This is a genomic window from Apilactobacillus kunkeei (assembly GCF_005930975.1).
Lineage (GTDB): Bacteria > Bacillota > Bacilli > Lactobacillales > Lactobacillaceae > Apilactobacillus > Apilactobacillus kunkeei_E.
Window position 1 is genome coordinate 1 of the sequence record NZ_VBSE01000037.1, and the last position, 20,292, is coordinate 20,292.

Genomic DNA, 20,292 nt, shown 5'->3' on the forward strand with positions numbered 1-20,292 from the left:
GCACCCATAGCGCAACTGGATAGAGTGTCTGACTACGAATCAGAAGGTTGTAGGTTCGACTCCTACTGGGTGCATTTTTTTATTTTCGGGAAGTAGCTCAGCTTGGTAGAGCACCTGGTTTGGGACCAGGGGGTCGCAGGTTCGAATCCTGTCTTCCCGATAATATAAGTAAGAGAGAAAACATTAGATTGTTTTCTCTTTTTTGTTTTTCGTTAAAAATCTTTGCATTTTCAATATAAGTCCGTATAATTATAGTCAGAATTAGTCAAAGAAAGAGGTGGTATTATGCAGGGTAAAAATATTTCGGATATTATTGAGAAGTATTTAAAGGAAATGATTGCTGAAGACGAGAGAGTTGAAATTAGTAGATCTGATATTGCCAGCCATTTTGATGTTGTTCCATCACAAATCAACTACGTTATTAAGACTAGATTTACCATTCAAAATGGATACGTAGTCGAAAGTAAACGCGGTGGTGGTGGATACATCCGTATTGAAAAAGTAAAACTGCTCGATAATATAGATATTTTAGATACGCTGATTAATGCCATCGGCGATGGTTTAACCCAACGTGAAGGTAAGGCAATTATCAATACTTTGGTGTTAAACAATCTAATTACTGACAATGAAGCTGACTTAGTGTTAGCATCTATTAACAAGCAGACACTAGCTGTTGGCAACAAACTACTTGAAAATGAGATTAGAGCGAATATAATGATTGCAATACTTGATCATTTAAGATACAAAAGCTAGAAAGTGAGGCACTATATGGATAACATTTTTACTCCAAGCGCAAAGAACGTATTGATTTTGGCACAAGAACAAGCCAAAGTGTTTGGCCACCAAGGAATTGGGACAGAACACTTATTACTAGCTTTATCAATGGAAGATAACGGCATCGCAAAATCAGCACTAAAGCAGTGCGATGTTCATGAAGATGATATCAAAGGCGAAATGGAAATATTGGTTGGATATGGTAATCTAACTGATTCAGATAAAGACACATACTTACCATATTCTCCTAAAGCGGAAGCCATTTTAACCTTATCAGGACAAATTGCAAAGAAATACGGTGCAATTAAAATAGGAACAGAACACTTATTACTTGCCATCTTAGATACTCCAGACACTTTAGCCGCTAGAATTTTAGTGGCACTAAACGTGGTTGAAGTAAATGATGTAAAGAAGGTGCTATTGCGTAAGATGGGATTCCCAGGCGATTCAAGTTCAAATTCCAAGAACATTCCATTACCAGGAAGTAGGGCATCTCGTAATAAAGGAACTACTCCTACTTTAGATTCACTTGCTACTGATCTTACCAAATCAGCTAAAGATGGTTTGATTGATCCTACTATTGGTAGGGACGATGTTATCAAACGTGTAATTCAAATTCTTAGTCGTCGTACTAAGAACAATCCAGTGCTAATCGGGGAAGCAGGGGTAGGTAAGACTGCTGTTGTTGAAGGCTTGGCATTAAAGGTTGCTCACAGACAAGTTCCAGAAGATATGCAAAATAAGCGTATCATGATGCTTGAAATGGGAACTTTAGTCGCTGGTACTAAGTACCGTGGTGAGTTTGAAAAACGTCTAATGAAGATTATTAGTGAAATCAAGTCAGTGGGTAACGTAATCCTATTCATTGATGAATTACACACCTTAATGGGTGCTGGTGGCGCTGAAGGAGCAATCGATGCTTCCAATATTCTAAAGCCAGCACTTGCTAGAGGAGATCTTCAAACAATCGGTGCTACTACCCTGGATGAATATCAAAAGTACATCGAAAAAGATGGGGCTTTAGCTAGAAGATTCGCAACTGTTTCGGTTGAAGAACCAACTAGAGATGAAGCTGTCGAAATCCTAAAGGGAATTCGTCCTAAGTACGAAAGCCATCACCAAGTTAAAATTACTGATGATGCTATTGAAAAGGCTGTAGATTTATCAAGCAGATACATCAGTAACCGTTTCCTACCTGATAAGGCAATTGACCTGATGGATGAGGCTGCCGCCATGGTTAGAATAAACAACCTAGACGAAAATAATCCATTGGAAGAACTTGAAAACAAGATTAACGAGTACAGTACACAAATGGAAAGTGCCATAGAAGAGCAACGTTTTGAAGATGCTGTTTCACTTCGTCAAAAGGAACAAGAACTACAAGAAGAATTAAAGAATAAACGTCAAGAAACAGCTGATATTAGAAAGAAACGTCAAGAAGACCACAATTTTGATATCAAAGAAACTGGTGAAGATGTCGCTAAGGTTGTCTCAGAATGGACTGGGGTTCCAGTAACGAAGATGACTAAGTCTGACAGCAAGCGTTTAGTTAACCTAGAGTCAATCTTACACAAGAAAATTATTGGTCAAAATGAAGCTGTTTCTGCGGTATCACGTGCAATTAGACGTGCTAGAAGTGGTATCAAGGATCCAAACAGACCAATCGGTTCATTCATTTTCTTAGGTCCTACCGGTGTTGGTAAGACTGAATTAGCTAAGGACTTAGCTGAAGAAATGTTTGGTTCAAAAGACGACATTATCAGAATTGATATGTCAGAATATATGCAAAAGGAATCAGCTTCTCGAATGGTCGGTTCAGCTCCAGGATACGTTGGATACGATGAAGGTGGACAATTAACCGAAAAGGTAAGACAACATCCTTACTCAGTTGTTTTATTCGATGAAGTAGAAAAGGCTCATCCGGATGTCTTCAACTTGTTACTACAAGTATTAGACGATGGATATCTAACTGATTCTAAAGGTAGACATGTTGACTTTAGAAATACTGTCTTGATTATGACTTCTAATTTAGGTGCTAGAACACTACGTGATAAGAAAACCGTTGGTTTTGGTGCTGAACTAGATCATGAGGATGAAAACTACAAGCTAATGAGAAAGACGGTCGAAGAACAAATGAAGAGATTCTTCAGACCAGAATTCTTAAATCGTATCGATGAAACAATCATCTTCCACGAACTAAATGAAAAACAAGTTCAAGAAATTGTTAAATTAATGTCCAATGATTTATTGAAACGAGTTCATGATTTGGGTATCAACGTGAAGATGACTACTGCGGCAATTGAATTGATTGCCAAGAATGGTTTTAATCCTGAATATGGTGCGCGTCCAATTCGTCGTGCATTACAAAATGATGTAGAAGACAAAGTTTCTGAAGAAATTCTTTCTGGTGAAATTAAACCGGGGGATGACGTGTCAATTGGAGCATCTAAAGGTAAGATTACGATTACAAAAAAAGAATCCGTTAAGGCATAATAAAAAAGAGGGAATTATCCCTCTTTTTTATTGTCTAAATCTTGACTTTATATACCTTAGATAGTATCATACTAAATATATAACTACGAAGTGAAATGTGTGTCGGCGATCTATTGTCCGTCAGACACGCCTATATTAACCAAAAATAAGCTTCATTTTGAATTGCTTATTTTGGTTTTTTTTTGCTCATTTTTAGAAAAAAAGGGCAAAAAAAAGCAATTGTAACACAATTGTAATATTTCATTTACGTAGAAATTTTTGGAGGGGTGAAGAACTTGGCAGGACATTTAGTTAAATATGGTAAACACCGTATTCGTAGAAGTTACTCTCAAATCAAGGAAGTTCTTGATTTACCTAATTTAATTGAAATTCAAACAGATTCATACAAGTGGTTCTTAGATGAAGGTTTGCGTGAAATGTTTAACAGCATTATGCCTATCGATGATTTCCAAGGAAAACTATCCTTAGAATTTGTTGATTACCAATTATTAGAACCTAAGTACACTGTTAATGAAGCAAGAGATCATGAGGCTAACTACTCAGCTCCACTTCATATCACATTGAAATTGACCAATCATGAAACTGGCGAAATTAAGACCCAAGATGTATTCTTTGGTGATTTCCCATTGATGACTGATCAAGGTACTTTCATTATTAACGGGGCGGAACGTGTAATTGTTTCACAATTAGTTCGTTCTCCTGGTGTATTCTTCCACAAAGAAGAAGATAAAAATGGACGTATCAGTTATGGTACTACTGTAATTCCTAACCGTGGTGCCTGGATGGAATTCGAAACTGATGCAAAGAACTTATCATATGTTCGTATTGATAGAACTAGAAAGCTACCAATTACTGAACTAGTTCGTGCTTTAGGTTTCGGTTCAGATGACGAAATTACTCAAATTTTGGGTAGCAATGATAGTCTTTCATTGACACTTGAAAAAGATGTCCACAAAGACACAGAAGATTCACGTGTTGAAGAAGCATTAAAGGACATTTACGAACGTCTACGTCCGGGTGAACCTAAGACTGCTGATTCATCTCGTAGCCTATTGACTACTCGTTTCTTCGATCCAAAACGTTACGACATGGCTCCTGTTGGTAGATACAAGACTAACAACAAATTAAGCCTAAAGACTCGTTTACTAGGATTAACCCTTGCTGAAACTTTAGCTGATCCAGATACTGGTGAAATTATTGCTAAGAAGGGTACTGTAATTGACAAGAATGTCATGAAAGAATTAGCTCCATACTTGGACCGCGAAGATTTCAAGGCATACACTTTCAACCCGTCAGAACAATCAGTTGTTCCAGAACCAATGACTGTACAAATCATCAAAGTACAATCAGAAAAAGACCCAGATCATGTTGTTAACATGATTGGAAACGACAACATTTCATTGGATTACCATCACATCACTCCAGCAGACATCATTTCTGCTATTAACTACTTCTTCAACTTGCAAGAAGGAATTGGTGAACCTGATGATATTGACCATTTAGGTAACCGTCGTATCCGTTCTGTTGGTGAATTACTACAAAACCAATTCAGAATTGGTCTAGCAAGAATGGAACGTGTAGTAAGAGAACGTATGTCAATTCAAGACACTACTACTGTTACTCCACAACAATTAATCAATATTCGTCCTGTAGTAGCTTCAATTAAGGAATTCTTTGGTTCATCTCAATTGTCACAATTCATGGACCAAACCAACCCATTGGGTGAATTAACTCATAAACGTCGTCTATCTGCATTGGGACCTGGTGGTTTAACCAGAGACCGTGCCGGATACGAAGTTCGTGACGTTCACTACACTCACTATGGTCGTATTTGTCCTATTGAAACTCCCGAAGGTCCTAACATTGGTTTGATTAACTCACTTTCAAGTTATTCTAAAGTTAACAAGTATGGTTTTGTGGAAACACCTTATCGTCGTGTATCATGGGATACTCACAAAGTAACTGATAAGATTGATTACTTATCAGCTGACGAAGAAGATAACTTCGTAGTTGCTCAAGCTAACTCTCCATTAAATGAAGATGGATCATTCAAGAACGATGTTGTTATGGCTAGATACAAGTCAAACAATATTGAAACTAAGATTGAAAACGTTGACTACATGGATGTTTCTCCTAAGCAAGTAGTTTCAGTTGCCACTGCATGTATTCCTTTCTTGGAAAACGATGACTCTAACCGTGCCTTGATGGGTGCCAACATGCAACGTCAAGCTGTTCCTTTGGTTAACCCACATGCACCACTAGTTGGTACTGGTATTGAATACAAGGCAGCTCATGACTCTGGTGTTGCTTTAATCTGTAAACACCCAGGTACTGTTGAATACGTTGACGCTGACGAAGTTCGTGTTAGAAGAGAAGACGGTTCATTAGACACTTACAAGCTAATGAAGTTCCAACGTTCAAACGGTGGTAAGAACTACAACCAACGTCCAATTGTTCGTGTAAACGACAAGGTTGACGCTGATGAAATTCTAGCTGACGGTCCTTCAATGGAAAACGGAGAACTTGCTTTAGGTCAAAACCCAGTTGTTGCATTTATGACTTGGCAAGGTTACAACTTCGAAGATGCCATTGGTATTTCAGAAAGATTAGTTCGAGAAGACGTATACACTTCAATTCATATTGAAGAATACGAATCAGAAACTAGAGATACCAAACTTGGACCTGAAGAAATGACTAGAGAAATTCCTAACGTTGGGGAAGACGCTTTGAGAAACCTTGACGAAGAAGGAACTATTAGAATTGGTGCAGAAGTACATGACGGTGACATCTTAGTTGGTAAGGTTACTCCTAAGGGTGTAACAGAATTATCAGCTGAAGAACGTTTACTACATGCTATCTTCGGTGAAAAATCTAGAGAAGTTCGTGATACTTCACTACGTGTACCTCACGGTGGTGGCGGTATCGTTCAAGATGTTAAGGTCTTCACTAGAGAAAATGGTGATGAATTAGCACCAGGTGTAAACAAGATGGTTCGAGTTTACATTGCTCAAAAACGTAAGATTCAAGTTGGGGACAAGATGTCTGGTCGTCATGGTAACAAGGGTACTGTTTCCATTGTTATTCCTGAAGAAGATATGCCTTACTTACCAGATGGTACTCCAATTGATATTCTATTGAGTCCCATGGGTGTTCCTTCACGTATGAACATTGGACAAGTTCTTGAATTACATTTAGGTATGGCTGCTAAAAAACTAGGTATTCACGTAAGTACTCCGGTATTCGATGGTGCTCGTGATTCAGATATCTGGGACGCTGTTAAAGAAGCTGGTATGGCTTCAGACGGTAAGTCAGTTGTTTATGATGGTAGAACCGGTGAACCATTCGATAAACGTGTTGCTGTCGGTGTAATGCACTACTTGAAACTTGCTCACATGGTTGATGATAAGATCCATGCTCGTTCAATTGGACCTTACTCACTAGTTACTCAACAACCACTTGGTGGTAAAGCACAATTTGGTGGACAACGTTTTGGTGAAATGGAAGTTTGGGCCCTAGAAGCTTATGGTGCCGCATACACACTACAAGAAATCTTGACTTACAAATCAGATGACGTTGTTGGTCGTGTTAAGACATACGAAGCTATCGTTAAGGGTGAACCAATTCCTAAGCCAGGTGTTCCTGAATCATTCCGTGTTCTTGTAAAAGAACTTCAAGCTCTAGGATTAGACATGAAGGTTCTTAACGAAGACAACCAAGAAATCGAACTTCGTGACTTAGATAGCGAAGAAGACGATGGTGTTGTTAACGTTGATGCTTTAAGCAAATTAGCTGAAAAGCAAAAGAAAGAACAAGAAGAAAAAGATGAAGAAAAGTCTGAACAAGACGATAAAGCGAACACCAACTTTAAGGAATAAAGAAAGGGGACTATCCATTGGTCGATGTAAACAAATTTTCAAGCATGCAAATTGGATTAGCTTCTTCTGATAAAATTCGTAGTTGGTCATTTGGTGAAGTTAAAAAGCCAGAAACTATCAACTACAGAACTTTAAAACCAGAAAAAGATGGTCTATTCGACGAAAGAATTTTCGGTCCTACAAAGGATTGGGAATGTGCTTGTGGTAAATATAAACGTATTAGATACAAGGGTATCGTCTGTGATCGTTGTGGGGTAGAAGTTACACGTGCCAAAGTGCGTCGTGAACGTATGGGACACATTGAATTAGCTGCTCCAGTAACTCACATTTGGTACTTTAAAGGAATTCCAAGTCGTATGGGTCTTGTATTAGACATGAGCCCACGTGCTTTGGAAGAAATTATCTACTTTGCTTCATACGTTGTTACAGATCCTGGTGATACTCCACTAGAAAACAAGCAACTAATCTCAGAACAAGATTACCGTGAAAAGAAACTTGAATACGGTAACCGTTTTGAAGCTAAGATTGGTGCTGAAGCAATTAGAACTTTATTGAACAATGTTGATATCAATAAAGAAGTTGCTGAACTAAAAGATGAACTAAAGAAGGCTACTGGTCAAAAGCGTGTTAGAGCTGTTAGACGTCTAGATATTCTAGAAGCCTTCCTACAATCAGGAAATGACTTGTCATGGATGGTAATGGAAGCAATTCCAGTTATTCCACCTGACTTAAGACCAATGGTACAACTAGAAGGTGGCCGTTTTGCTACTTCTGATTTAAATGACTTGTACCGTCGTGTTATTAACAGAAATAACCGTCTAAAGAGATTATTAGACTTACATGCTCCTGGTATCATCGTTCAAAATGAAAAACGAATGTTACAAGAAGCTGTTGATGCTTTGATTGATAACGGTCGTCGTGGTCGTCCTGTTGCTGGTCCTGGTAACCGTCCACTTAAGTCACTATCACACATGCTTAAAGGTAAGCAAGGTCGTTTCAGACAAAACTTACTTGGTAAGCGTGTTGACTACTCTGGTCGTTCTGTTATTGATGTTGGACCATTCTTGAAGTTCAACCAAATGGGACTTCCAGTTCCAATGGCCATGGAATTATTCAAGCCTTTCATTATGAAAGAACTTGTAAAACGTGGTAGTGCATCAAATATTAAGTCTGCTAAACGTCAAATCGAACGTAAAGATGAAGAAGTATTCGATGTATTGGATGACGTAATTAAGGAACATCCAGTATTGCTTAACCGTGCGCCTACATTGCATAGATTAGGTATTCAAGCATTCGAACCTGTGTTGGTTTCAGGTAAATCAATGCGTCTTCACCCATTAGCTTGTGAAGCTTACAATGCCGATTTTGATGGTGACCAAATGGCCATCCACGTTCCTTTATCAGACGAAGCACAAGCTGAATCAAGACTATTGATGCTAGCTGCTACTCATATTCTTGCCCCTCGTGATGGAAACCCAATCGTTGCTCCTTCACAAGATATGGTTATCGGTAACTACTACCTAACTATGGAAGAAGAAGGTCGTGAAGGTGAAGGTATGATCTTCAACACACCTGAAGAAGCAAGACTTTCATACCAAAGTGGTTTAACACACTGGCACACTCGTGTTGGTATTGCCGCTTCATCAATGAGTGAAAAGCCATTTACTGATGAACAAAAGGACAAGATTTTGGTAACAACTATTGGTAAGATTATCTTTAACGGTATTCTTCCAAAGACATTCCAATACTTGAACGAACCAACTGATACTAACCTACATGGTCACTTATCTGACAGTTTCTTCCTAGAACCTGGTGAAGATATCCATGAACACTTGAAGAATGCTCCACTAAATGGTGCCTTCAAGAAAGGTTTCTTATCAGACATCATTGCTGAAGTTTACAAGCAATACAAGGTAACTGAAACTTCACAACTACTAGATAGAATGAAGGACTTAGGTTACAACGAATCAACTAAATCAGGTTTAACTGTTGGTATCACAGATGTTACTGACCTTAAATCAAAACCTCAAATTATTGCTGATTCACACAAAAAAGTTGAAAACGTTACAAAACAATTCCGTCGTGGTTTAATTACCGACCAAGAACGTTACGAAAGAGTTATCGGTATCTGGAGTGATGCTAAGGATGAAATTCAAAACGACTTGTTGAAGAACTTCGATCCTCAAAACCCTATCTTTATGATGAGTGACTCTGGTGCTCGTGGTAACATCTCTAACTTTACTCAATTAGCTGGTATGCGTGGTTTGATGGCTGCACCTAATGGTGAAATCATGGAACTACCTATCACTGCTAACTTCCGTGAAGGTCTATCAGTTCTTGAAATGTTCATTTCAACCCACGGTGCCCGTAAGGGTATGACTGATACCGCCTTGAAGACTGCCAACTCAGGTTACTTAACTCGTCGTCTAGTTGATGTGGCCCAAGACGTTATTATCAGAGAAGAAGATTGTAATACTGACCGTGGAGTTATCGTTGCTGCATTGAAGCAAGGTAACGAAATGATTGAACCTCTATATGACAGAATCATTGGTAGATATGCTATGAAGACAGTTAAGAACCCAGAAACTGGCGAAGTAATTGTTAAGCATAACCAAATGATTAACGAACCCGAAGCAGAAGCAATTGAAGCTGCTGGAATTGAAGAAGTTGAAATTCGTTCAGCATTCACTTGTAACACAGTGCATGGGGTTTGTGAAAAATGTTATGGTCGTAACTTAGCCACTGGTTCACCTGTCGAAGTTGGTGAAGCTGTTGGTACTGTTGCAGCTCAATCAATTGGTGAACCTGGTACTCAATTAACTATGCGTAACTTCCATACCGGTGGGGTTGCTGGTAACGCGGATATCACACAAGGTCTTCCTCGTGTTCAAGAAATTTTCGAAGCTAGAAACCCTAAAGGTAAAGCTGAAATTACTGAAGTTACAGGTACTGTATCTCTAATTGAAGAAAACCCTGCTGAAAGAGTGAAGGAAGTTACTGTTAAAGGTGACGCCGACACTAGAACTTACAAGGTTCCAATTAATGCTCGTATGAACGTGGCTGAAGGTGACTTCATCCGTCGTGGACAAGCTATTAATGAAGGTTCAATTGATCCTAAGGAACTAATCAAGGTTCGTGACTCACTATCAACTGAAGTATACTTGCTAAGTGAAGTTCAAAAGACTTACCGTATGCAAGGGGTAGAAGTTAGTGATAAGCATGCTGAAATCATGGTTCGCCAAATGTTACGTAAGGTAAGAATCATGGACTCAGGTGACACTGACGTTCTTCCAGGTACTTTGATGGATATTAATGACTTTAAGGAAGCTAATGCTGACGCAGTTATTTCTGGTAAGATTCCAGCAACTGCACGTCCAGTTATCTTAGGTATTACTAAGGCTGCCCTAGAAACTAACAGTTTCTTATCAGCTGCATCATTCCAAGAAACTACTCGTGTTCTAACAGACGCTGCTATCCGCGGTAAGAACGATCCATTAGTTGGTCTTAAGGAAAATGTTATTATTGGTAAGCTAATTCCAGCTGGTACTGGAATGAAGACTTACGGTGAAATCAACGCTAAAGTTGAAGAACAAGAATCACCAAAAGTTGATTCAAACGATGTTTACTCAATTAGTCAAATTGAAAAACGCATGAATGAAGAAGACGTAAATAACCAATAATTTACAACTTAAAATAGCAATCGCTGAAAAGCGGTTGCTATTTTTTTATACATAGAAACATCAGATAGGATAAATAAATGAATGGAATAAACGGAATTTTATTACTTTGTGGTTTAATAAATGGATAGGCTATTAATGCCAAGAAACTGGCAATGAAGATAATTAAAAGAACATGGTTACCGGTTAATAGAAATAGAATTGCGAATAAATCGATATCTGCTTGACCAATAAAATGGTAGTTATAGTTTAAAAGGTAGAAGAAGAAATAAATTGGCAAGAGTATTAATACCCTTGAGAAGGGGAGAACAAAAATAAAAACAGTCAATAGCAATGAATGTAAAATAATATTTGAAACCATCTGTTTATGCATATCTTCTAAACTTAAGTAGAAAAGATAGACGACTATTAGTAATGGCAGCATACTCCTGGTTTCAACGAATATTAATGGAAAGATTGTGCCTAAGAAGACTTCGTTTACAAAGGATAAACTCGAGTATATCCTATGACAGTGACGACATCTACCACGACTGAGTAGATAAGAAAAAATGGGAATCAAATCAATTATATCCAGTTGGTGTTTGCAAATATCGCAATGTGAAAAAGTAAGTAAGCTTTCTTGATGTTCTATCCGATAAAATAGGGCAGTGAGAAATGATCCAAAAGAAGAACCCAGAAAAAATAAAATACATAAAAACATATTTAAAACCTCCAATAATATTTACGAAAGAATTCCTAAGTTTCATTGACACAAATTGGACCTCGTGATAATATTATTAAGTGCTTATTCATCCGGTGAACTTTTACATAAAAAAGAACCACCTGGATGTGTGGACTTAAAAATAAATTTTATTGGAAGGAGGAATTTTTAGATGCCTACTATTAACCAATTAGTACGTAAAGGTCGTCATTCTAGAAGTTCTAAATCAAAAGCCCCAGCTTTAAACCATGGGTACAACAGTTACAAGAAGAAGCAAACTAACAACCCTGCTCCTCAAAAACGTGGAGTAGCTACCCGTGTTGGTACTATGACTCCAAAGAAGCCTAACTCAGCTCTACGTAAGTACGCCCGTGTTAGACTATCAAACTTGATTGAAGTTACTGCATACATTCCTGGTATTGGTCACAACCTTCAAGAACATAGTGTTGTTTTAATTCGTGGTGGTCGTGTTAAGGATTTACCTGGGGTACGTTACCACATCGTTCGTGGTGCTCTAGATACTGCCGGTGTTGCTGACCGTCGTCAAGGTCGTTCAAAATACGGTACTAAGAAGCCTAAAGACTAAAACATTTATTCCGCTATAAGAAAACAAGGAGGATTTTTAAATGCCAAGAAAAGGAAATGTTCAAAAACGTGAAGTTCTTCCTGATCCAATCTACAACTCAAAATTGGTTTCAAGCTTAATTAACCGTTTGATGTTAGATGGTAAGAGAGGAACTGCATCAGAAATTTTATATGGTGCATTTGATCTTATTAAGAAAGAAACTGGAAATGACCCAGTTGACGTATTCGAAGAAGCTATGAACAACGTTATGCCTGTACTAGAAGTTAAGGCTCGTCGTGTTGGTGGATCAAACTACCAAGTTCCTATCGAAGTACGTCCTGACCGTCGTGTTACTCTAGGTTTACGTTGGATCGTAAACTACGCACGTCTACGTGGTGAACACACAATGGTTGAACGCCTAGGTCGTGAACTTATGGATGCTGCTAACAACACAGGTGCCTCAGTTAAGAAACGTGAAGACACTCATAAGATGGCAGAAGCTAACCGTGCATTTGCTCACTACCGTTGGTAAAATAAACGTACAAACTTATTTGTACATTTAATGAGTGGCTAATGTGTTATTATATTAGCCACTTTTTTACAAAAGAGATTTATTTTTGAGAGGAGAAACTTTTTATAATGGCTAACAAACGTGAATTCCCATTAGAAAAAACTCGTAATATCGGTATCACTGCTCATATTGATGCTGGTAAGACTACTGCTACTGAACGTATTTTGTACTACACTGGTAGAATCCACAAAATTGGTGAAACTCATGATGGTGCTTCACAAATGGACTGGATGGTACAAGAACAAGAACGTGGTATCACTATCACTTCAGCTGCTACTACTGCACGTTGGAAAGATACTCGTATCAACATCATCGATACTCCAGGACACGTGGACTTCACTGCCGAAGTTGAACGTTCACTACGTGTTCTAGATGGTTCAATTACTATCTTGGATGCTGCTGCTGGGGTTGAACCTCAAACAGAAACTGTTTGGCGTCAAGCTTCAGAATACGAAGTTCCTCGTATCGTATTCGCTAACAAGATGGATAAGCTAGGTGCTGACTTCGAAGCTTCAGTAGAATCACTACATGAACGTCTAGATGCTAACGCACATGCTATCCAAATTCCTATCGGTAAGGAAGACACTTTCCAAGGTGTTATCGACTTAGTAGAAATGAAAGCATACATCTATGATTTAGATGAAAATGGTTCAAACTACGATATCGTTGATATTCCAGACGATTACAAGGAAAAAGCTGATGAAGCACGTGCTAGCTTAATTGAATCACTTGCTGACATCAATGACGGAATCATGGAAAAATACCTTGAAGGTGAAGAAATTTCTGTACCTGAAATCAAGGCTGCTATCCGTCAAGGTACTCTTAACCTAGAATACTACCCAGTATTAGCTGGTTCAGCATTCAAGAATAAGGGTATTCAAATGTTAATGGACGCCGTATTGGACTTCTTACCATCACCACTTGATGTTCGTCCATACAAGGCCACTGACCCTGAATCAGGTGAAGATGTTGAACTTAAAGCTGATGACAACAAGCCATTTGCTGCTTTAGCATTTAAGGTTGCAACTGACCCATTCGTTGGTCGTTTAACTTTCATTCGTGTATACCAAGGTACTCTAGAATCAGGTTCATACGTTCTTAACGCAACTAAGGACAAGCGTGAACGTGTTGGTCGTTTACTACAAATGCACTCAAATGATAGAACTGAAATCCCAGAAGTATTCTCTGGTGATATCGCTGCTGCTATTGGTTTGAAGAACACCACTACTGGTGACTCACTAACTGATCAAAAGCACCCATTACACCTAGAATCAATGGTATTCCCAGATCCAGTTATTTCTGTTTCTGTTGAACCTAAGACTAAGGCTGACCAAGACAAGATGAACATTGCTCTACAAAAATTATCAGAAGAAGATCCTACATTTAAGGCTGAAACTGATAACGAAACTGGTGAAACTATTATCGCCGGAATGGGTGAACTTCACTTGAACATTATCGTTGACCGTATGAAACGTGAATTCAAGGTTGAAGCTACTATTGGTCAACCACAAGTTGCCTACAGAGAAGCATTTACTAAGCCAACTAAGGCCCAAGGTAAATTCGTTCGTCAATCTGGTGGTAAAGGTCAATATGGTGATGTTTGGATTGAATTTACTCCAAATGAAACTGGTAAAGGTTTCGAATTCGAAAATGCTATCGTTGGTGGGGTTGTTCCTCGTGAATACATTCCTTCAGTTGAACAAGGTCTAAAAGAATCAATGGCAAACGGTGTTCTTGCTGGTTACCCATTGATTGACGTTAAGGCTAAGTTATATGATGGTAGTTACCATGATGTCGATTCATCTGAAGCTGCATTTAAGGTTGCTGCATCATTAGCATTAAGAAATGCTGCTAAGTCAGCTGGCCCAGTTATTCTAGAACCAATCATGAAAGTTGATATCGTGGTTCCAGAAGAATACATGGGTGATGTTATGGGACAAGTTACTGCACGTCGTGGTAACGTTGACGGTATGGAAGTTAGAAACAAAGCTCAACTAATCCATGCTATGGTTCCACTATCAGAAATGTTTGGTTACGCAACTACATTGCGTTCAGCATCTCAAGGTAGAGGTACTTTCTCAATGACATTTGATCACTACTCACCAGTTCCAGCCGCAGTTCAAGAAGAAATTATTGAAAAGAACGGTGGAAACAAGTAATTAGTGTTTCTAAAAAAAGAAGTGTTGATTAATTTCGACGCTTCTTTTTTTGTACATAAAAAATTTATTTATTAAACACAATTTTCTGCAATAATTTAGTTCAATGATCATATAAACATAATTATTGAAGAAAAAATAAAAAATTTTCAATTTTTTAAAAAAAGTTTTATTGAAAAAAACAAAAATATTTTTAATAAAATGAGTGAAAACCCTTGAAACACCGCAGAAAATCTAGTATGATATACAAGTACCTGTTCGAGGGGTTAGTATGCTCTCAAGCAGATATGAGAAAAGCGTTGATGTGGGAGGTTGCGACACACCCGGCCACTTTGTCATGAAGGGTGCGCCGGTAATTTCCACGGAGTTAGTCGTATTTAAAATACAGACGAGGAGGGAAAATAATGGCAAAGCAAAAGATTCGTATCCGTTTAAAGGCATATGAACATCGTACTTTAGATCAATCAGCTGAAAAGATTGTGGCTACTGCGCAAAGAACTGGTGCTAGTGTTTCTGGTCCAATTCCATTGCCAACAGATAGAACTGTTTATACTGTTCTAGCTTCACCACATAAGTTTAAGAAGTCACGTGAACAATTTGAAATGTTGACTCACAAACGTCTTATCGACATCTTAAACCCAACACCAAAAACAGTTGATTCACTAATGAAGCTTGATTTACCAAGCGGTGTTGATATCGAAATTAAACTATAATTAATCAAAATTACAATATATCGGAGGTGTACTCATGACCAGAAAAGGAATCTTAGGTAGAAAAGTCGGAATGACTCAAGTTTTCACTGAAAACGGTGAATTAGTACCAGTTACTGTTGTAGATGTAACTCCAAACGTTGTTCTACAAACTAAATCAACTGAAACTGATGGATACAACGCTATCCAACTTGGTTACGAAGACAAACGTGATGTTTTAAGTAACAAACCAGAAAAAGGTCATGTAGCAAAAGCAAATACAAATCCTAAGCGCTTCATTAAAGAAATCAGAGATGTTGAGCTTAGCGATTACAATGTAGCAGACGAAATCAAGGCAGACATTTTTGAAGCCGGTGACATCGTAGATGTAACAGGTATTACAAAGGGTCATGGTTACCAAGGTAACATTCATAAGGATGGTCAAGCTAGAGGTCCTGAAACTCACGGTTCTAGATACCACCGTCGTCCTGGTTCACTTGGTGTAATTATCAACCGTGTTACTAAGGGTATGAAATTACCAGGTAGAATGGGTAACAAACAAGTTACTATTCAAAATCTTGAAGTAGTTAAGGCTGACGTTGACAACAACGTAATCCTAATTAAGGGTAACGTTCCTGGTGCCAACAAGTCATTCCTAACTGTTAAATCTGCAGCTCGCGGATCACAAAAATAAGAAAGGAGGAACCATAAATGACAAGCGTAGCATTATACAAACAAGATGGTAGTAAGAACGGAAACGTTGAATTAAACGATGAAATTTTTGCTATCGAACAAAACGACAGTGTTGTATTTGACGTTGTTTTGATGCAAAGAGCATCAATGCGCCAAGGTACACACGCTGTAAAGAACAGAAGCGCTGTTAGAGGTGGTGGTAAGAAGCCATGGCGTCAAAAGGGTACTGGACGTGCTCGTCAAGGTTCAATCCGTTCACCACAATGGCGTGGGGGTGGAATTGTCTTCGGACCAACTCCTCGTTCATACAGCTACCACTTACCAAAGAAGGTTAGCCGTCTAGCTATCAAATCTGTTCTATCAGAAAAGGTTGCTAACGACAACTTCGTAGTTGTTGACTCATTAAGCTTTGATGCTCCTAAGACTAAAGACTTCTCAGAAGCACTAAACAAGCTAAATGCTTCAACTAAGACATTAGTAGTCTTGGAAGAAGACAACAAGAACGCTGTATTATCAGCTCGTAACCTAAAGAACGTTGAAATTGTTTCAGCTAAAGGTTTAAACACATTGAGCGTTGTAAACAGTGACAAGATTGTCATCACAAAGGCTGCTCTTTCTCAAGTAGAGGAGGTGCTCGCATAATGGAATCACGTGATATTATCCTACGTCCCGTTATTACAGAACAATCAACTGCTATGATGGACGAAAAGAAATACACTTTTGATGTTGACTTACGAGCAACTAAAACACAAGTGAAGAACGCAATTCAAGACATCTTTGATGTTAAAGTTGCAAACGTAAATATTATGAATCTTAAAGGTAAGCTAAAGCGCCAAGGTCGTTTCTCAGGTTACACTAAGAAACGTCGTAAGGCGATCGTTACTTTATCAAACGATTCAAAAGAAATTAACTTATTTAGCAATAAATAAAATATCAATTTAGGAGGAAAACACCGTGGCTATTAAAAAATACAAGGCAACCAGTAATGGTCGTCGTAACATGACTAGCATTGACTACAGTGTTTTGACTACTTCAAAACCTGAAAAGTCATTATTGGCTCCTAAGTCACACACTGCTGGTCGTAACAACTATGGTCATATGACTGTTCGTCACCGTGGTGGTGGTAACAAGAATCAATACCGTATTATTGATTTCAAGCGTAACCATGACGACGTTGATGGTATCGTTAAGACTATTGAATACGATCCAAACCGTACTGCTAACATTGCGTTAGTTGTTTACACTGACGGTATCAAGTCATACATTCTAGCACCTAAGGGTCTAAAAGTTGGCGACAAGGTTCAATCAGGACCAAACGCTGATATCAAACCAGGTAATGCTTTAGCATTGAAGGATATCCCTGTAGGTACAGTTATTCACAATATCGAATTAAAACCAGGTAAGGGTGGACAATTAGTTCGTTCTGCTGGTACTTCAGCTCAACTATTGGGTAAGGAAGGAAAATACGTATTAGTTCGTCTAGCTTCAGGTGAAGTTCGTATGATTCTTTCAGTTAACCGTGCAACAATTGGTAGCATTGGTAACGAAGAACACTCATTAGTTAACATTGGTAAAGCTGGTCGTAACCGTTACAAGGGCCAACGTCCACACGTTCGTGGTTCTGTAATGAACCCTAACGATCACCCTCATGGTGGTGGTGAAGGTAAAGCTCCAGTTGGTTACCCATCACCATTATCACCATGGCACAAGAAGACTGTTGGTAAGAAGACTCGTAGTAAGAAGGCTCGTTCCAACAAGTTCATTGTTCGCCGTCGTAAGGGATCAAAGATGTAATAAATTAAGTTATACCTTCGGGTATACACTTCCCTATACTGATTTTGAAGAGGAGGTTTCATAATGTCTCGTAGTTTAAAAAAGGGACCTTTTGCCGATAAGCATCTTTTAAAGAAAATCGATGCTCAAAAAGACCAAGACAAGAAAGACGTAATCAAGACATGGTCACGTCGTTCAACAATCTTCCCTAGTTTTATTGGCTACACTATCGCTGTTTATGATGGAAGAAAGAACGTTCCAGTATATATTCAAGAAGATATGGTAGGTCACAAACTAGGTGAATTCGTACCAACTCGTACTTTCCATGGACATGGAAACGACGATAAGAAAACTGTTTAAGCAAGGAGGATAACAAATGGCTGAACAAGTTACATCAGCAAAAGCTACTGCTAGAACTGTTCGCATTGCCGCACGTAAGGTCCGCCTTGTAGTTGATCTTATTAGAGGTAAAAGCGTTTCAGAAGCAGCTGCAATCTTGAAGTTCACTCCAAGAGGAGCTTCACCAGTTGTTTCAAAAGTTTTAATGTCAGCTGTAGCAAATGCAGAAAATAATTTTGATTTAGATCGTGAAGACTTGGTAGTAAGCGAAGTTTTTGTTAACGAAGGACCAACTTTAAAACGTTTCCGTCCAAGAGCAAAAGGTTCTGCTTCTCCAATCAACAAACGTACTAGTCATATCACAGTTGTAGTATCAGAAAAATAGGAGGGATTAGCCGTGGGTCAAAAAGTAAATCCTACTGGATTACGTGTCGGAGTTATTCGCGATTGGGACGCAAAATGGTATGCTGAAAAAGCTGACTTTGCTAACGATCTTAACGAAGACCTAAAAATCCGTGAATACATTAGCAAGAGACTCGCTGACGCTTCCGTATCAAGAGTTGTTATCGAACGTGCTGCAAAGCGTGTTAACGTATCAATTCACACTGCTAAACCAGGTATGGTTATCGGTAAAGGCGGATCAGAAGTCGAAAATCTTCGTAAAGAATTAAACAATTTAACAGGTAAGAGAGTTCACATCAACATCATCGAAATCAAGAAACCTGATTTAGATGCAAAACTTGTTGGTGAAAACATTGCTCGTCAATTGGAAGGCCGTGTAGCATTCCGTCGTGCAATGCGTCAATCAATGCAACGCTCTCGTCGTGCCGGTGCTAAGGGTATCAAAACTCAAGTTGCTGGTCGTCTAAATGGTGCAGATATGTCACGTGTGGAAGCATACGCTGAAGGAACTGTTCCATTGCATACACTAAGAGCAGACATCGATTACGCTTGGGAAGAAGCTCACACTACTTACGGATCAATTGGTGTAAAAACTTGGATCTACCGTGGTGAAGTTTTACCACAAGCAGTTAACGATGCTCAAGAAAACGATAAAGGAGGGAAATAAACATGCTAGTACCAAAACGTGTTAAGTTCCGTCGTGAACACCGTGGTAAGTTACGTGGTCATTCAAAGGGTGGAAACACTGTTTCATTCGGTGAATTTGGTTTACAATCAATCGATTCACATTGGATCACTAACCGTCAAATCGAAGCTTGTCGTATTGCTATGACAAGACATATGAAGCGTGGTGGGAAAGTTTGGATTAAGATTTTCCCTCACAAGTCATACACTGAAAAAGGTGTAGGGGTTCGTATGGGTAATGGTAAAGGTTCTCCAGCAGGATGGGTTGCTCCAGTTAAACGTGGAAAAGTCCTATTCGAAGTTGGTGGAGTTTCTGAAGAAGTTGCTCTAGAAGCTTTACGTTTAGCTTCAGCTAAACTTCCTGTTCGAACAAAGATTATTAAACGTGAGGAAGTAGGTGGCGAATCAAATGAAGGCTAAAGAAATTAATGAACTAACCACTGCTCAAATGCATGAAAAAGAACAAAGCTACAAAGAAGAACTATTCAACCTTCGTTTTCAATTAGCTACTGGTCAATTGGAAAACACTGCAAGATTGAAGCAAGTTCGTAAGAACATTGCACGTATCAAAACTGCTTTGCGTCAACAAGAACTAAACAAATAGAATACGATAGGAGGTCAATGTAATATGGAACGTAATATGCGTAAGGTCTACAGAGGCCGTGTTGTTTCAGACAAGATGGACAAAACCATTACTGTTGTTGTTGAAACTTACAAAACACATCCTACTTACGGAAAACGTGTTAAGTACTCAAAGAAGTACAAGGCTCATGATGAAAACAATGAAGCTAAGATGGGCGATATTGTAGAAATTATGGAAACACGTAAGCTATCAGCTACTAAGAATTTCCGTCTAGTTAATATCGTTGAAAAAGCTGTTATTATCTAACATAAGAATTTT

The 20,292-nt window shown here is 38.6% G+C and carries 19 protein-coding genes and 2 tRNA genes; 20 read left to right on the top strand and 1 reads right to left on the bottom strand.

Translation table 11 applies throughout. The features are described from left to right. From FD688_RS02365 to rpoC, 6 genes are all read left to right on the top strand, one after another. Positions 1–74 (top strand) — tRNA-Arg (locus tag FD688_RS02365). Between the two features lie 12 nt (positions 75–86). Continuing rightward, positions 87–160: transfer RNA gene (locus FD688_RS02370), tRNA-Pro, on the top strand. Positions 161–285: 125 nt separating this feature from the next. After that, entirely contained in the window at positions 286–753 is a 468-nt protein-coding gene (locus FD688_RS02375; RefSeq protein WP_138741663.1) for a CtsR family transcriptional regulator, read from the top strand. A 15-nt stretch (positions 754–768) separates the two neighbouring features. Further along, positions 769–3,267, top strand: a complete 2,499-nt coding sequence (locus FD688_RS02380; RefSeq protein ID WP_138741664.1) for an ATP-dependent Clp protease ATP-binding subunit — start codon at positions 769–771, stop codon at positions 3,265–3,267. A gap of 266 nt (positions 3,268–3,533) precedes the next feature. Next, positions 3,534–7,142 carry a DNA-directed RNA polymerase subunit beta gene (locus FD688_RS02385; protein WP_034534412.1) on the top strand — a complete coding sequence of 1,203 codons (3,609 nt, stop codon included), beginning with the start codon at positions 3,534–3,536 and terminating at the stop codon, positions 7,140–7,142. Between the two features lie 17 nt (positions 7,143–7,159). Continuing rightward, the gene (gene rpoC, locus FD688_RS02390) at positions 7,160–10,822 is read left to right on the top strand and encodes a DNA-directed RNA polymerase subunit beta' (RefSeq protein WP_138741666.1); all 3,663 of its coding nucleotides are present in this window, start codon (positions 7,160–7,162) and stop codon (positions 10,820–10,822) included. A 37-nt stretch (positions 10,823–10,859) separates the two neighbouring features. Here rpoC and FD688_RS07470 read toward each other — a convergent pair whose 3' ends face one another. Continuing rightward, positions 10,860–11,519: a prepilin peptidase gene (locus FD688_RS07470; protein ID WP_138741667.1), complete on the bottom strand. Its 660-nt coding sequence runs from the start codon at positions 11,517–11,519 to the stop codon at positions 10,860–10,862. A gap of 172 nt (positions 11,520–11,691) precedes the next feature. On the opposite strand from FD688_RS07470, the gene rpsL reads away from it, so the two are divergent. The 14 genes from rpsL (at position 11,692) to rpsQ (ending at position 20,280) form a co-directional block, all read left to right on the top strand. Continuing rightward, positions 11,692–12,105: a 30S ribosomal protein S12 gene (gene rpsL, locus FD688_RS02400; RefSeq protein WP_034531492.1), complete on the top strand. Its 414-nt coding sequence runs from the start codon at positions 11,692–11,694 to the stop codon at positions 12,103–12,105. 40 nt (positions 12,106–12,145) lie between these two features. Further along, positions 12,146–12,616, top strand: a complete 471-nt coding sequence (gene rpsG, locus FD688_RS02405; RefSeq protein WP_034531493.1) for a 30S ribosomal protein S7 — start codon at positions 12,146–12,148, stop codon at positions 12,614–12,616. Between the two features lie 107 nt (positions 12,617–12,723). After that, complete coding sequence (fusA, locus tag FD688_RS02410) at positions 12,724–14,814, top strand: elongation factor G (protein WP_138741668.1); 2,091 nt, start codon at positions 12,724–12,726, stop codon at positions 14,812–14,814. A gap of 401 nt (positions 14,815–15,215) precedes the next feature. Further along, positions 15,216–15,524 carry a 30S ribosomal protein S10 gene (gene rpsJ, locus FD688_RS02415; RefSeq protein ID WP_034531495.1) on the top strand — a complete coding sequence of 103 codons (309 nt, stop codon included), beginning with the start codon at positions 15,216–15,218 and terminating at the stop codon, positions 15,522–15,524. Between the two features lie 34 nt (positions 15,525–15,558). Beyond that, positions 15,559–16,194: a 50S ribosomal protein L3 gene (gene rplC / locus FD688_RS02420; RefSeq protein WP_034531496.1), complete on the top strand. Its 636-nt coding sequence runs from the start codon at positions 15,559–15,561 to the stop codon at positions 16,192–16,194. Positions 16,195–16,211: 17 nt separating this feature from the next. Further along, complete coding sequence (gene rplD, locus FD688_RS02425; RefSeq protein WP_034531497.1) at positions 16,212–16,835, top strand: 50S ribosomal protein L4; 624 nt, start codon at positions 16,212–16,214, stop codon at positions 16,833–16,835. Next, positions 16,835–17,122 carry a 50S ribosomal protein L23 gene (rplW, locus tag FD688_RS02430; RefSeq protein WP_034531498.1) on the top strand — a complete coding sequence of 96 codons (288 nt, stop codon included), beginning with the start codon at positions 16,835–16,837 and terminating at the stop codon, positions 17,120–17,122. The genes rplD and rplW overlap by 1 nt, the downstream gene beginning before the upstream one ends. A 25-nt stretch (positions 17,123–17,147) precedes the next feature. Then, on the top strand, positions 17,148–17,987 hold the full coding sequence (gene rplB, locus FD688_RS02435; protein ID WP_034531499.1) for a 50S ribosomal protein L2: 840 nt from the start codon (positions 17,148–17,150) through the stop codon (positions 17,985–17,987). 63 nt (positions 17,988–18,050) lie between these two features. Further along, positions 18,051–18,326 carry a 30S ribosomal protein S19 gene (rpsS, locus tag FD688_RS02440; protein WP_034531502.1) on the top strand — a complete coding sequence of 92 codons (276 nt, stop codon included), beginning with the start codon at positions 18,051–18,053 and terminating at the stop codon, positions 18,324–18,326. 16 nt (positions 18,327–18,342) lie between these two features. After that, the gene (rplV, locus tag FD688_RS02445) at positions 18,343–18,690 is read left to right on the top strand and encodes a 50S ribosomal protein L22 (protein ID WP_034531503.1); all 348 of its coding nucleotides are present in this window, start codon (positions 18,343–18,345) and stop codon (positions 18,688–18,690) included. A 12-nt stretch (positions 18,691–18,702) separates the two neighbouring features. After that, positions 18,703–19,374 carry a 30S ribosomal protein S3 gene (gene rpsC, locus FD688_RS02450; protein ID WP_034531504.1) on the top strand — a complete coding sequence of 224 codons (672 nt, stop codon included), beginning with the start codon at positions 18,703–18,705 and terminating at the stop codon, positions 19,372–19,374. A gap of 2 nt (positions 19,375–19,376) precedes the next feature. After that, positions 19,377–19,811: a 50S ribosomal protein L16 gene (rplP, locus tag FD688_RS02455; RefSeq protein WP_034531505.1), complete on the top strand. Its 435-nt coding sequence runs from the start codon at positions 19,377–19,379 to the stop codon at positions 19,809–19,811. After that, positions 19,801–19,995 carry a 50S ribosomal protein L29 gene (gene rpmC, locus FD688_RS02460; RefSeq protein WP_034531506.1) on the top strand — a complete coding sequence of 65 codons (195 nt, stop codon included), beginning with the start codon at positions 19,801–19,803 and terminating at the stop codon, positions 19,993–19,995. The genes rplP and rpmC overlap by 11 nt, the downstream gene beginning before the upstream one ends. 24 nt (positions 19,996–20,019) lie before the next feature. Continuing rightward, positions 20,020–20,280, top strand: a complete 261-nt coding sequence (gene rpsQ / locus FD688_RS02465) for a 30S ribosomal protein S17 (RefSeq protein ID WP_138741669.1) — start codon at positions 20,020–20,022, stop codon at positions 20,278–20,280. The last annotated feature ends 12 nt before the right edge of the window (positions 20,281–20,292 follow it).